13 protein-coding genes are annotated in these 13,149 nt (G+C 52.5%); 8 read left to right on the forward strand and 5 right to left on the reverse strand.

The annotated features are described in order from the left end of the window. A partial coding sequence (locus tag AB5Y90_RS10620; protein WP_368166864.1) for a flagellin occupies positions 1 to 794 on the reverse strand: 794 nt, incomplete at its 3' end. A gap of 690 nt (positions 795 to 1,484) precedes the next feature. After that, complete coding sequence (locus tag AB5Y90_RS10625) at positions 1,485 to 2,345, reverse strand: flagellin (RefSeq protein ID WP_213388852.1); 861 nt, start codon at positions 2,343 to 2,345, stop codon at positions 1,485 to 1,487. 374 nt (positions 2,346 to 2,719) lie between these two features. Here AB5Y90_RS10625 and AB5Y90_RS10630 point away from each other — a divergent pair, with 374 nt between their 5' ends. Then, complete coding sequence (locus tag AB5Y90_RS10630; protein ID WP_005333975.1) at positions 2,720 to 3,352, forward strand: trimeric intracellular cation channel family protein; 633 nt, start codon at positions 2,720 to 2,722, stop codon at positions 3,350 to 3,352. Positions 3,353 to 3,452: 100 nt separating this feature from the next. Further along, positions 3,453 to 3,845: a hypothetical protein gene (locus AB5Y90_RS10635; RefSeq protein WP_005333978.1), complete on the forward strand. Its 393-nt coding sequence runs from the start codon at positions 3,453 to 3,455 to the stop codon at positions 3,843 to 3,845. A 74-nt stretch (positions 3,846 to 3,919) separates the two neighbouring features. On the opposite strand, the gene thiI is transcribed toward AB5Y90_RS10635, so the two are convergent. After that, on the reverse strand, positions 3,920 to 5,368 hold the full coding sequence (gene thiI / locus AB5Y90_RS10640; RefSeq protein WP_279487459.1) for a tRNA uracil 4-sulfurtransferase ThiI: 1,449 nt from the start codon (positions 5,366 to 5,368) through the stop codon (positions 3,920 to 3,922). A gap of 76 nt (positions 5,369 to 5,444) precedes the next feature. Between thiI and AB5Y90_RS10645 the strand changes: the two genes are divergently transcribed. Together AB5Y90_RS10645 and AB5Y90_RS10650 are read left to right on the forward strand one after the other, a co-directional pair. Beyond that, positions 5,445 to 5,996 carry a hypothetical protein gene (locus AB5Y90_RS10645; protein WP_257119732.1) on the forward strand — a complete coding sequence of 184 codons (552 nt, stop codon included), beginning with the start codon at positions 5,445 to 5,447 and terminating at the stop codon, positions 5,994 to 5,996. A 263-nt stretch (positions 5,997 to 6,259) separates the two neighbouring features. After that, entirely contained in the window at positions 6,260 to 6,658 is a 399-nt protein-coding gene (locus AB5Y90_RS10650) for a hypothetical protein (protein ID WP_128830517.1), read from the forward strand. Positions 6,659 to 7,028: 370 nt separating this feature from the next. On the opposite strand, the gene AB5Y90_RS10655 is transcribed toward AB5Y90_RS10650, so the two are convergent. Beyond that, complete coding sequence (locus AB5Y90_RS10655) at positions 7,029 to 7,409, reverse strand: DUF2513 domain-containing protein (RefSeq protein WP_019840385.1); 381 nt, start codon at positions 7,407 to 7,409, stop codon at positions 7,029 to 7,031. 15 nt (positions 7,410 to 7,424) lie between these two features. After that, the gene (locus tag AB5Y90_RS10660; RefSeq protein ID WP_257119733.1) at positions 7,425 to 7,802 is read right to left on the reverse strand and encodes a hypothetical protein; all 378 of its coding nucleotides are present in this window, start codon (positions 7,800 to 7,802) and stop codon (positions 7,425 to 7,427) included. Positions 7,803 to 8,258: 456 nt separating this feature from the next. Here AB5Y90_RS10660 and AB5Y90_RS10665 point away from each other — a divergent pair, with 456 nt between their 5' ends. The 4 genes from AB5Y90_RS10665 (at position 8,259) to AB5Y90_RS10680 (ending at position 13,125) form a co-directional block, all read left to right on the forward strand. Continuing rightward, complete coding sequence (locus AB5Y90_RS10665) at positions 8,259 to 8,471, forward strand: Hha/YmoA family nucleoid-associated regulatory protein (RefSeq protein WP_010673871.1); 213 nt, start codon at positions 8,259 to 8,261, stop codon at positions 8,469 to 8,471. Between the two features lie 13 nt (positions 8,472 to 8,484). Continuing rightward, positions 8,485 to 9,057 (forward strand): recombinase family protein, encoded by a 573-nt coding sequence (locus AB5Y90_RS10670; protein ID WP_017779893.1) that lies wholly within the window; start codon positions 8,485 to 8,487, stop codon positions 9,055 to 9,057. Between the two features lie 1,248 nt (positions 9,058 to 10,305). Further along, positions 10,306 to 11,391 (forward strand): hypothetical protein, encoded by a 1,086-nt coding sequence (locus tag AB5Y90_RS10675; RefSeq protein ID WP_257119734.1) that lies wholly within the window; start codon positions 10,306 to 10,308, stop codon positions 11,389 to 11,391. A gap of 597 nt (positions 11,392 to 11,988) precedes the next feature. Next, on the forward strand, positions 11,989 to 13,125 hold the full coding sequence (locus AB5Y90_RS10680) for an ISAs1 family transposase (protein ID WP_024943479.1): 1,137 nt from the start codon (positions 11,989 to 11,991) through the stop codon (positions 13,123 to 13,125). Positions 13,126 to 13,149: the final 24 nt, after the last annotated feature.

Genomic DNA, 13,149 nt, shown 5'->3' on the forward strand with positions numbered 1-13,149 from the left:
GCCTGCTGCAAAATGTTGTACTGGGTCAGCGTCGCCGTCTCTACTGCAAAGTCCGCATCACGTACCCGAGACCGGGCAGATGAGAGGTTTTCGGCGATATTTGCCTGGTTGCGAATGGTCGACTCCATCCGATTCTGGATTGCACCCAGCTCAGCCCGTTTCCGGTCTACCCCGGCTATCATCTTGTCCACTGCACCGAGCACACTCTGTGCGTTATCCTGGGTTGAGATAGACAACGTCGCAATTGAAGCGAATCCTCCAGCGGCTGAAGCGGCGGCATTTATGCCTGAAATACTAAAACCATTGGCTTGAGTCAGTGAAAAACTGATGGTTTGTTTGGCATCCGCCCCTACCTGGAAAACCCCTTTATAGGTGCCGTCCAGCAACTTGGTCCCACCAAAAGTAGTATCTTTGGCAATCCGGTTAATTTCAGTTGCCAACTGTTTGACTTCTTGTTGCAGCGCAGAACGGTCAGCATTTGTGTTGGAGCCGTTGGCTGACTGCTCGGCCAGCACCCGCATCCGCTGGAACATACCGGTGATCTCTTCCATCGCCCCTTCAGCGGTTTGTGCCAGAGAGATACCGTCATTGGCGTTACGGTTACCCTGGTTCAAACCGTTGATCTGGGAGGTCAAACGGTTGGAGATCTGCAGACCGGCCGCATCATCTTTGGCACTGTTGATCCGCAAGCCAGAGGAGAGGCGTTGGTAGGCGGTATCCAGCGCCTTATTTGTATTCATCAGGTTCCGCTGAGAGTTCAGCGAGGACACATTGGTATTAATAAACATCGACATGATATTTCTCCCATTCGATACAGACTGCAGGCCTCGCTAACATCAGCCCTGTTGCAATCCGGGAGTGAAGGGGTGAACAAACCCTTCGACTCTCGACCAGCGGCAGTTGTTTGAACAGACAACCACCGCCACACCGCAAAATTCAGGAGTCCCGAACACCTTCTTTTGCTTACTCTGGTTAACGGCCGCGTTGCAACAAGCTTGAGGATTTTTTGCCGCTGGCGGCAAAACATTGCCGCCCCGACCTGTGGGTTCCAGTCAACATGGGGGGATATAAGGATAAAGAAGCGGGAAGAGGAGATAGCAGGGTCACCGCACGCCTCGGTACCCCGCGTTCGACGTCAATATATTGACTTATCAAGACCAGCATCTGCCTGACTGATGGTCAGACCGTCGGATAGATCCGCACCAGCCGCCGCCAACATAGCTAAAACTTCAAACTGGCATGTTTCATGCTTTGTGTTTTATGACAACAAAAGCATGAGCAGTGCTATAAAAAAGGCCGACTCAAGGTCGGCCAACGAGCTTTAGCTCAGGAGAATGTGGCGAGTCAGGTTGTGCAGTTGCAAACCGCGCTCGCTGAGCATAATAGTTTACTACAGTGTTGTGACTTATCAGAGACATGATTTCCCGAACACCCTCTGATGCGTCCTACCGAAAGGCGGCCTGAACAACCGCCTTTCATTTTTATTAACCTCTTAACAACTGAAGTGCGCCATTGGGACGCTGGTTTGCCTGCCCCAGCACAGTTGATGCTGCCTGTTGCAGAATGTTGTATTGGGTCAATGCGGCCGTCTCTTGTGCAAAATCAGCATCTCTGATGCGGGAGCGGGCAGCGCTGACGTTTTCAGCTATGTTGGCTTGGTTGCGAATGGTTGACTCCATCCTGTTTTGAATGGCACCCAGCTCGGCACGTTTGCTATCCACCCGGGCAATCATCTTGTCCACCGCCCCCAACACACTTTGCGCGTTATCCTGGGTCGACACTGACAATGTGGCAGCCGTGCCAAAAACCGTGGCGACACTTGCAGCAGCACCCAATCCCGAGATACTAAAGCCGCCAGCCTGAGAGAGTGTAAAGCTGATGGTTTGCTTGGCATCGGCCCCCACCTGGAAGATACCTTTATAGGCACCATCGAGTAACTTGGTGCCACCAAAGGTGGTATCTTTGGCAATCCGGTTGATTTCGGTGGCCAGCTGTCGCACTTCCTGCTGGATGGCAGTGCGGTCAGCAGCGGTGTTTGAACCGTTTGCCGATTGCTCAGCCAGCACCCGCATCCGCTGGAACATGCCAGTGATCTCTTCCATCGCCCCTTCAGCAGTCTGGGCCAGCGAGATGCCGTCATTGGCGTTACGGTTACCCTGGTTCAAACCGTTGATCTGGGAGGTCAAGCGGTTGGAGATCTGCAGACCAGCCGCATCGTCCTTAGCTGTATTAATTCGCAAGCCGGAGGAGAGTCGTTGATACGCAGTATCCAAAGCCTTGTTGGTGTTATAGAGGTTACGCTGCGAGTTGATGCTCGATACGTTGGTATTTACATACATACTCATGATATTTCTCCTAAGCGATTAAATTTGCTCTTTATTAGCTCAGGCTTTCTTTTTAGTTTGTGCCCGATGCGTCTTATTTAACGGCTCGTTTTTGGATGTCTTTAGCATTTTTTTCAACGCTTCATCGCATTAACGCCGCTTACCTTATATATCGGCGGGTCGGGGGGATACTTAAGGAAAAAATCGGGCCTAAACCTGTGATGGCCTCAACCTTCTGAAGCTCGCCAATGGCAGGGGACAAACGAGACACTAACGGTTCGTGCTGCGATAAAAAATCCGCCCCGACTCTCAATTTTGTCGAGCACTGTTGGCGATTGGGCTCACCAACCCCTAAAATCGCGGCCCCATCAACAATTTGGCGTGAGTTGTTCTCCATGCAGACACTGGTTGAGCAGATTGTTTACATCAGCGACATGTTTGGTACTGCGGTATTCGCGTTTTCAGGGGTATTGGTGGCTGGACGACTCAGAATGGACGGGTTTGGCGTCATGGTTTTGGCGGCGGTCACTGCCATCGGCGGCGGCACTATCCGTGACATGATCCTGGGAGCCACCCCCGTGTTCTGGGTGCGCGACCCGCTCTATATCTGGGTCGTCATTGCGACGGCGCTGATCGGTATGTGGATGGTCAAGCTGCCCCGCAGGATGCCCTGGTATGTGCTGCCGGTGGCGGATGCCTTCGGGCTAGCCCTCTTTACCGTTATCGGTGCCCAGAAGGCCCTCAATTTCGGCACCCCAGGGCTGATTGCCGTGATCATGGGCACCATGACCGGGGTTGCCGGTGGCATGATCCGCGATGTACTGGCGCGGGAGGTTCCCATGGTGCTGCAAAAAGAGATCTATGCCACCGCCTGTATCCTTGGCGGCATTCTCTATACCCTGGCGCTTGAGGCCAACATGGACAGGGTAACGGCCATGCTCATCTGCATGACGGCCGTGTTTGGCCTACGGGTCGCGGCTATCTACTGGCATCTTTCGCTACCGACCTTCTCCCTGCAACGCAATTGAGAGCAGGCCCACAGCGTCATCATGTCGCTGTGGGCCACGCGTTGAACCAAATAGGCTTTTCTGTTGTCATAGAAGCAGTCGTTGTTAGCCGGAACTTCTCATGCGCAAAATCGGTATGCTTACCACCCTTCTCCTGGCGAACGTGACGGCAGCCCACGCCGAAGCACAAGTGGTATTTGGACGACTGGCCTCGGCGCCGGTGCAGCAGTTCAACCAGCAGATACGCCAGGCAAGCCATCAACAGCAAAACTGGGTTAATGACTACCGTGAGGTAGCTCTGCGATTCGTCGGTCATGGTGACACGCCCAGCCGCATCCATGCCCAGCAACTGGACAATGACTTGGTGCTCTCGGTCGCCCTCGACGGCAGCAAGAGCGACATGATCTACATCCTGACCCTCTATCGCAGCAACAACCTGTGGCAGATGCGGGAGGCAGAAATGGGCTGGCGTTGTCAGGGGCAAGACTCCTTCACTCCGGTTCCCTGTCCCTGATAGTCATTGCTCACTCTGTGAAATAAAAAATCCGGCACATTGGCCGGATTTTTTATTGAAGGTGAAAAACACGCTTACGGGCGGTACACCTTGACGTTGTCAAAGCCCTTCTCTTTCAGATAGAGCGCCTGTAGCTTGCTCATCACGCCGCGATCACAGTAGAGCAGGTAGGTCTTCTCTTTGGGCAGATCGCCAAAGGCGGTGGCCAGCTTGAAGAAGGGGATATGCAGCACTTCACGATCTTCCACCACCAGCGGCTTCTCGTCGTGTTCGTCGGCAGAGCGGATATCCAGGATCACCTCGTCAGCGCCCAGCACCTGAGTCGTTTCCACCTCTTGTACTTCAGCGGCAGTCTCTTCACCGATACGACGGATATCGAGGTAACGGGCCTCAGAGACCACCTTGTCCAGAATGGCGAAGTCGAAGTTGCCCTCTTCCTCTTCAATGCGGGAGAGCTCGGCCTTCACGGTCGGCTTCTTGGAGATGACACCGCAATACTCCGGCATGGTCTCGGCAAATTCCAGGGTGCCGATACGGCGGGCTTCGTTGATGATATCCGGCTTGTCCCAAGTAATGAGCGGGCGCAGGATCACCTTGTCGGTCACCCGGTCGATCACGTTCAGGTTGGTGAGAGTCTGGCTGGAGACCTGACCCACACACTCACCGGTCACCAGTGCCGGGATCTGGAACTCATCGGCCACCTTGGCGGCAGCACGCATCATCATCCGCTTGAGCACCACGCCCATCTGACCATTGTCGATCTTCTCGAGGATCTCGGCAACCACCGGCTCGAAGTCCACAGCGGTGAAGCGTACCCGGTGGGAGGAGCCGAAACGGTTCCACAGATGATAGGCCACCTGCTTGACGCCGATTTCGTGGGCAGCACCGCCCAGATTAAAGAAGCAGTAGTGTACCCGGCAGCCGCGCTTGATGAACTGGAACGACGCCACGCCGGAGTCAAAACCGCCGGAGAGCAGACTCAGCACATCTTCCTGGGTCGCGATGGGCATACCGCTCAGACCCTGATGAATAGCACTGACGATAAAGAGCTCCTCGCCGTCGATCTCGAGGTTGATCTTCACATCCGGGTTCTTGAGGCGCACACCATTGCTTTCGCAGTGCTGGTTCAGACCGCCCCCCACATAGCGCTCAACCTCGAGGGAGGAGAACTCATGCTTGCCGTGGCGCTTGGCGCGCACGCAGAAGGTTTTGCCCTTGAGCTGGTCGCCCCACACGGCTTTCACCTGCTCGAAGATGTCGTGCAGATCGGTAAACTTGCTGGCTTGTACCTCGAGGAAGGCCTGAATGCCGGGAATGCAGGCCAGGGCTTCAATTGCCTGCTCGCGGAACTGGTCATTGCGGGAGCTCACAATCAGCTTGTCCCAATCCATCCGTACGCGGGCATCGTCGTCGAAGCGGCGCAGGACATTGCGGATATTGCCCTGCAGGATCTTGATAAAGCGCTGGCGAACCGACTTGCTCTTGATGGTGATTTCCGGGAACAGCTTGATAATGAACTTCATGGGGGCTCTTTAAATTTTAAGGTAAATCAATGACTTACAAATAGATGTGGGAACGAATGTTAGAATGGGAGTTCCCGTGAACAGCTACACATTATCTCACAGCGACCAGCTTGTTACCACCCTTGCCAAGCAGCCAGTGTCCACCTTCGGGACCCACTACACCAAGGAAGTCGCCCTCTTCATCGCACGGCACCTTAACAAGGCCCAAGGCTGGGCTGCGAGTCTCTACCTGCGGACCATCGCTAAGGGTATCGGTTGCACCACCCGCACTGTCCGTAACTCTCTGCGTCGTCTGGAAGCCATCGGCTTCTTCAAGACCGAGTTCCGGAAGCACGACCAGATAGCCAACTGGAATCTGGCCTCTGTGTACCGAATCGGGTCGGCACTCCTAGCCCTTTTCCGTACCCCCAGCACCAAGCGTCCGGCTAAGTCTTTGACTTCTTCTAAACAGAAACAAAGTAACAAGGATCACGCACCCGTTTCTTCGTCTGTTAGTAAGTTCGCCATGTTCGACCACAAGCGAGTCATCAAGACACCGGAGGAATGGGATGCCTGCAAGAAGGCCAGCCAAGAGCACAACAGGAACGCCCTACAGAAGCTCAAGGACATGCTGAGGGCACAACGATGAACGGACAGAAAAAGCTGGTATGCGTGGAGGCTGGACTGGGGATAACCGAGGGCCAGGAATTCCCTGTGCTGGGAGAGAATGGGAGCGTTTGGGAAATACTGCTGGGCGGTGAGTACCGGAAGGTGAGCAAGCGGTCGGGCCGTGTGCAGGGCTGGAGGACTGGTCCGAGGTTTCAATGGTACCCCAGCGACTCTCTCGCTTAGCTTTGACCAGCCAGATAAAGAGAGTTAAATTGCTGAGAATACAGTCAAAACGGAGCAAGCATGAGCACTAAAGCGATTAGTTACTCAATACTTGGCGCAGGATTTATGATCGCGCTGGCGATTTACACAACCCAAGACTCATTCAGTTTTTCCAAGCTATTTGGGAAAAACCGTGATGTTATGCAGGCAGTTGAAAAGACGCTTGTTGATCCTGGCTCTGCGAAATTTGGCGACATCGTAAAGACTGAGTTGGGGTACTGTGTCGAAGTTAACGCGAAGAATCGTCTTGGTGCGTATGTGGGGACTTCGGTTTACTTTGTCTCGAACCTTGGTCTTCTGCTTGCTGAGCAAAATAATGCGTACAATGCGAGCGTCAAAGAAGTGCCTTCTGAGCTAGTGACAGATTTGTGTACTGGCAATAATACATTCGAGACCATGCAATTTATCCAGAGTCTCTAAGAAGGCGGGAGAGCAAGAGAACAGGGGGTAGCAGCATTGAGTCTGCCCCTTGGTAAATTCTCAAAAAATCTGAACGGTTTCTTCAGTGATTAGACACCCATGATTTCCCCCGTGCCCCCCCAATAATCAGGCACTAGACAGCCTGCTGTCCTATTTCTCTCGCAGTCTGAACGCATGTCGCCCCTCTCCTGCTCCCAGCCCATCATAGACGATTCCCGACATCTTCCTATGGCCTCCAACAGTGTGCTGGGCAGGAAGAATGGACCAAGGTTTGAAGCAAATCATTCTCATAGATCATAACGCGTTCTTACGTAAAAACTTCAGGTCCACAGAGGCTAAGATTTCAAGTAGGAGTAATGTTAGATAAGTGTTAGGCAGAGAGTCCAAGCATGGAGGTCATTGCAGCAGCAGCAACGGCTTTGATGGTCTCAAAAGTCATGTCGAGCCCCTTGGTTGTAAAGGTCTCTTTAGTCTTGTTCCACACGGTATCGCTGCGGATTGCGTCTAGGAATTCATGACCTGTCCATGTAAGACGCGTCGCGGTGAAGTTTATGGGACCACCACCAAGAACTCGGCTCATTTTCCCTTCAACTAGCCCCGCTTCAATCAGCAACTCCATGTGGTAGGAGATTGCATACGCGGCATTCGCATCGGTAAGCTCAAAATTCCCAAGTGACAAGTAGTGGTCTGTGTTTGGCAATCCTTCTAATTTTGTAAGTACATCCCTTACGGTATCCCAATCACGCTTCATCTTCTGTCCTTGTTATTACACTGCTGATACCAAGCAACCACCGACCTTTTTACCTTCGTTTGACCCACGGTGGTTATGGTATGCACGGCAGTAATCAATTGCATCCCCTCGTGTTCCCACCATGTACTGGTCTCTTATTCCTGCGCGGTTGAACACCTTCCTGATTTCTGCCTCTACGTCCTCTCGGGTGCCATGAATTTGCACGACACGATGGGTATTCCCTGATTGTCGATAGAAGGTGAGCTGGAAAGAAGTAACCCCATCAAACTGAGACCAAGCATCATCGGCGTCAACCACTTGCATTTCAACTTTAGAAGATGAAAATGCCCACCCTAGCAGAGCAATTAGTAGTCCCCCACCAAGGGCTATTAAGGTATTCGTGGCTTGATCCATGTGGGTTCTCAGTCAAATTTGGACAAGATCACATCTTACCCAATAGGGACCCTTCGGTAAATTCTGGAAAAATCTGAATGTCCTCTTCAGTGATTAAGCGCCCGCGATTTCCCCCCGTCCACCCCACAAGAACCAGCCATTAGACAGCCCTCCCGTCCTCTTTCTCTCACCGTCCGAGCGCCTGCCTGTCCCTCTCCTTGTCCCTGCCCCAAGCCATCCTATTGCTAACACACAGGCGAGCACCTGCATCTTCCTATTGCCTCCTGCAGTGTCTCTCAGACTGCCTCTTCGTCCCATTGAGGTATACCCTAATGAACTTCTTTCACACGGGGCTATTGACTGTCTCATTTCTGTTTCATAATCTAAGTCCCATCAGATTAAGACCTTAATGTGACAGCGTGACACCGACAAGGACTCCCGTTGAAGCAATAGGAAGAAGATGAAGGAGCTTTCCGCATGAATGACTTGGTTATCAGGCTTCGCCGATTTAAGGACAGGAAGTCACTGGATAGAGTTGCCCCAAGGATGCTTGATAAGGCTGCTGCTACGGGCCTCCAAGAGGAGCTGAAGGTCATCGCAGCGATTGACCACCGGCAAGCAGAGATAGCGGCTGGAAGGCATTTTGATGCGGGGAAAGTCCCTATGACAGCTTGGGCATTGGTGGATTGAGTAGGAGAGAGTAATGGGACAGGTTATCGGTTATGCGCGAGTGTCATCTGTCGGTCAATCGCTGGATGTTCAACTGGATAAGCTGACAAAAGCCGGTTGTGAGCGTGTGTACCAAGAGAAGGTATCAGGGACCAGCACAGATGGTCGTGAGCAACTAGCAGAACTCCTGCGGTATGTCCGAGAGGGGGATGATGTGGTGATCACCAAGCTGGACCGTCTGGGCCGTTCTCTCGCTGATCTGCTGGACATTACTGAGCAACTGGAAGCCAAGGGCGTGACCCTGCGTGTACTGGACCAGAACCTAGAGACGACGACAGCCCAAGGGAAGCTGATGTTCACCATGCTGGGCGCCTTTGCTGAGTTCGAGACGGCTCTACGCAAGGAGCGTCAGATGGAAGGGATCGCCAAAGCTAAGGCTGCGGGGAAGTACACAGGCAGGCCCAAGAGTATCGACGAGGATGCAATCAAGGCGACCCTGCTGGAAGGCGGTAAGTCCCTGCGGGAGATCGCTACGCTTCATGGAGTCAGCCGAGCGACTGTCCATCGTCTATCAACAAGGATGCGAGAGGATGGGGAGTTGAGTTGATCGAATGTGTCTATCGGTTGAGCCTGGGACCATCGAAAGAACAGATCACCTGGACTGTCCCAAAGCACATTAGAGAAAGCTAATTTACCCTGACCAATAGAAAGAACTGATCGAGTAACCCACTTTGATCGAATCTTCCAATCGCCCCCCGAAGCTGTTCACCGCGACACCTTGGGGGTTTGTCGTTTGGGAGGACTCGACGATGGCCCTGCGCCTGTCCCCCTGGTCCCTTCTCATTACCTCCCTTCGCCCTTCAATCCTTGTCCCTGCTGTCTTCAGGCTTTCTCTGTGGATCCGTGAGATCGTGCAGGGGTGAGCGTGTGGGGTTTTGTATGGGGGAAGACGTAAGGTGAGCAGAGAGAGCGTCTAAGCGGTTATCTGGAGGGGGCATAAGGGGGCTATGGGGCTGACTCTGGGCTTGTTCGTCTGAGTGCCCCTGTTTGTTGTCTGTGGGTACATCCCGAGGTCTGCACTCCCGACGATTATCCCGAAGACACTACTAAGACACCTTCCAGAGACCTCCAGAGCAGGGGCAATTGGAGCTAGTCACTTTTCCCTGACCATAGGGGGGATACGAAAAGACCAATACTAAAGACTTCTATTAGATACCCTGGATACTATCTCTCTATACACTACTTACTACAGGTATCTTTAAGACTACCCGAGGACGGCCCAAGTGCTGTCCTGTTGTCGCTTCCCCCTGATCATCCATAGGACCACCGAGTTATGACTTCAGGACAGATGACCAGCAAGGAAGACCTATCAACAGTATTCATTGGCTGAACATGTCGAGCTCCCAATGAGGCTCAGTGAGTGGCCTTGTGCAAAACCTTGAACCAGGAACATGCAACACCCTGCGACGGACTGCGGGACTACTTCAGAAATGCCCTTGGGGCAAAAATGGAGTACCCGGCGATGGATCTTGGGACTGTACGAAAACGCCAGACTGGGGAATCTGGACACCACCAACGTTTCCCTCCACCCTCCCCTTCATCACCTATCAACATTGTCCATCAAGTAAGGGCAGGAGAAGGAGTTATCTATACCCCTGTGCTCAGGGAATACAGCGAACCTTGATAAGCATGTCTGTGAGCCCCCTGATTTTCCCCCCGCATAGGTGTCGTTATAATCTCGACCCAATCTGAGTAATCCTGAAGATCCTCGCCCAGACCTACCGCCCGTGGGTTTGGGTTTCTTTTGCCCGAAGAGACCCACAAGTGGCTCGAATGACAATAGGAGAATGACCAAATGACTGTTTCCACCATCGAAATCACCTCCATCATCCGTTCCGCTGGCACCCAGTTCCGCGCCAACATGGACGACGACAACGTACTCGACATGATGGACCTGATCGAACGTGGTGTGTCCTTCAAGACAAAAATCCGTCTGGCTGAACTAGATGGCCACCTCTACCTGACAGACGGCTTCCACCGGATCGAAGCGTACCGCCGCCTGGACATTCTGGAGATCCCTGTTGACCAATGTGTGATTGTCCCTGCGTCCTCCAGAGAAGAGGTCCGTTTGCTGGCAATGGGGGCGAATGTCCAGCACGGTAAAGGCAACACCAACGCCGACTACTACATCATCATCAAGAAAATGATGGAGATTGGCGACGGCAAGTACATGAAGAATGCCTTCGAGCCGGACACCACCAAGATCGCTGAAGCAATCGGAGCTGCACGGACCGCTGTCGTGCGGGGATACAGCAACTACAAGGGGACAAAAGAGCAGCCAATTCCGTCCTTGTCCCAGCAGTGCAAAGAGCGCCGTGACGCTGCAATTTTGGAGAAGCACAAAGAAGGAATGAGCAATCGTGCGATTGCCAAGCTCTTCAAGATGGGCTCCAGCACAGTAGACGAGGTGGTTTCAAAAAAGGCGCCCGAAAATGCCAATTTGGCAAAACCGGGCACCCCCGAGGTCTCCAACTCGGCCATCCCGATGGCATCCACTGAAGACCGCTCTGAAACCCGTGCAACGGCTTCCTTTGTTAATGAACAGCTCGAAGAACTACTCGGGCCTGACGGCCTCGACGTGGACGGTAACGCTACTTTTTCCCTGAGTGAAGATGAAGCAGACGCTCCTGTCGCCCGTTTCGACGTCCTGGCAGCTACCGGCTTCGGAAAAGACCAATCTCGCTACACCAAGCCCTCCAAGCCCACGACCGAGTATGAGCAGGTAGAAGCCGCCAAGGCCAACCCTGTGAAGCTCCAAGAGGAATGGATGGGGCTGTGCGACGAGGAAGAGATACTGAAAGCTAAGCTCTCTGAGATCACCCAGCGCAAAGCCCAGGTGCAGCGGATTGCAACCCAGAGCGGTATAGCTTTACCTGAATAAAACTACATGTGAGACGGGGGGAGTTTAGAGTCCCCCCTATTTCCAAGACCAAGCCTAAATAAACATTAATACCAATATTGGGATTGCTTGTAATTATTGCCAGTTGAACACACTGCAATAATCCCTCACATTGACAACCCTTTCATGTGTATTTATTTGGAGTTTGTGAAGATGATTAGACAAAGGGGTGGCAGCTGGCAGGTTGATGTGGTCGTCGATGGGAAAAGAGTTAGGAAATCTGTCAATTCGTACGCTAAAGCAAGAACGTTAGAACTGTTCCTTACCGGTAATAACACAGACAGAATTCCGTCGAGAAATAGAAAAAGTAATCTATACCAAGAAATGCCTAAAATACAGAAGGCCGGTTGTACACCAACTATGAATGACATGTTGGAACTTACATGGCTTCGCTCTTGGCGCCACGCAAAAACGGGGCTTGAGTTAAAGCGACGGGCTCAAAGTGCACTTGTGGAGATGGGGTGGTTAGACTTGGGACCTGAGGCAGGGCAAGATCGCGAACGTTTTTTAAGCAGGGCACGAGGATTTGACCGACCGAACAGGGTGTGATCTTATACTCTCTTTTACGGGAGTTTCGTCATGAACCATCAAGCGGCATTTACCCAATTCTTCTCCGAACTTGAAGACCCTCGTCAGACAACCAAAATCGCGTACCCCTTCTTCGATGTGGTTTTTCTCACCGTCTGTGCTGCTATTGGTGGAGCTCAAGGTTGGGAAGATATCGAGCTTTTCGGCGAGGCACATCTGGAATGGTTTCAGCGTAATGGATTGTTTCATAACGGATTACCTGTTCACGACACCATAGCCAGGATCATCTCCCGTATTCAACCGGAGCAATTCCAGAACGCCTTCGTCCGCTGGATGCAAGCAACATCAGAACGTACCGATGGTGAGCTGATTGCCATTGACGGCAAGACCTTACGCAGCTCTTACGACCGAGACAGTCGTCAGTCTACCATTCATATGGTCAGTGCCTTTGCCGCTGAGAATCGTCTGGTGCTCGGGCAAGTCAAAACAGATGAGAAATCTAACGAAATCACCGCCATTCCTGAATTACTGGCACTCCTCGATATAAAAGGCTGCCTGGTATCCATCGATGCCATGGGCTGCCAGACTGGAATAGCCTCAACCATAGTCAAGGGCGGTGGCGACTACTTGCTGGCGGTAAAAGGTAACCAGCCCACACTGCATAATGCAGTACGCGCAGCTCTGGCCGAGTCGACCAAGAAGCCGCTGAGTGAAGAAACGCTCAGTGTCGAGAAAGAGCACGGTCGCATCGATGGCCGCGAGTACCATGTGTTACCAGCCGGAGCACTATCAGAGCAATTTCCAGAGTGGAAATCGCTGAAGACTGTCGGTGTCGCAATATCCTATCGAATTGAAAATATGGAAAAATTTTCGATGGAGTATCGCTACTACATCAGCTCGGCTGAACTGACACCAGAGCAGTTTGCTTCAGCGGTACGAGGGCACTGGGCAATTGAAAATAGCCTGCACTGGGTTCTGGATGTCGTGATGAATGAGGATGCCTGCCAGATATATCGAGGTGATGCCCCTCAAATATTGGCCTGTGCACGACACATGGCGCAAAACATGCTGCGAGCCGAAACCAGCCGTAAGGCAAGCTTGCGGAAGAAGCAGCAATTTGCGGGCATGAGCAGCCCATATCTGGAAAAGGTATTGGATTCAGGGCTGGCTGAATTGAAGTCAATTTAACAATATGTTCACGCTCTCGCCCTG

The sequence above is a fragment of the Aeromonas sp. R4-1 genome (assembly GCF_040908325.1).
Classification (GTDB): domain Bacteria; phylum Pseudomonadota; class Gammaproteobacteria; order Enterobacterales; family Aeromonadaceae; genus Aeromonas; species Aeromonas veronii.

Excerpts from the sequence above, each read along its gene's own strand:
- AB5Y90_RS10625 (WP_213388852.1), bottom strand. The coding sequence starts at position 2,345 with ATGAGTATGTATGTAAATACCAACGTATCGAGCATCAACTCGCAGCGT.
- AB5Y90_RS10630 (WP_005333975.1), top strand. The coding sequence starts at position 2,720 with ATGCAGACACTGGTTGAGCAGATTGTTTACATCAGCGACATGTTTGGT.
- AB5Y90_RS10635 (WP_005333978.1), top strand. The coding sequence starts at position 3,453 with ATGCGCAAAATCGGTATGCTTACCACCCTTCTCCTGGCGAACGTGACG.
- thiI (WP_279487459.1), bottom strand. The coding sequence starts at position 5,368 with ATGAAGTTCATTATCAAGCTGTTCCCGGAAATCACCATCAAGAGCAAG.
- AB5Y90_RS10650 (WP_128830517.1), top strand. The coding sequence starts at position 6,260 with ATGAGCACTAAAGCGATTAGTTACTCAATACTTGGCGCAGGATTTATG.
- AB5Y90_RS10655 (WP_019840385.1), bottom strand. The coding sequence starts at position 7,409 with ATGAAGCGTGATTGGGATACCGTAAGGGATGTACTTACAAAATTAGAA.
- AB5Y90_RS10660 (WP_257119733.1), bottom strand. The coding sequence starts at position 7,802 with ATGGATCAAGCCACGAATACCTTAATAGCCCTTGGTGGGGGACTACTA.
- AB5Y90_RS10665 (WP_010673871.1), top strand. The coding sequence starts at position 8,259 with ATGAATGACTTGGTTATCAGGCTTCGCCGATTTAAGGACAGGAAGTCA.
- AB5Y90_RS10670 (WP_017779893.1), top strand. The coding sequence starts at position 8,485 with ATGGGACAGGTTATCGGTTATGCGCGAGTGTCATCTGTCGGTCAATCG.
- AB5Y90_RS10675 (WP_257119734.1), top strand. The coding sequence starts at position 10,306 with ATGACTGTTTCCACCATCGAAATCACCTCCATCATCCGTTCCGCTGGC.
- AB5Y90_RS10680 (WP_024943479.1), top strand. The coding sequence starts at position 11,989 with ATGAACCATCAAGCGGCATTTACCCAATTCTTCTCCGAACTTGAAGAC.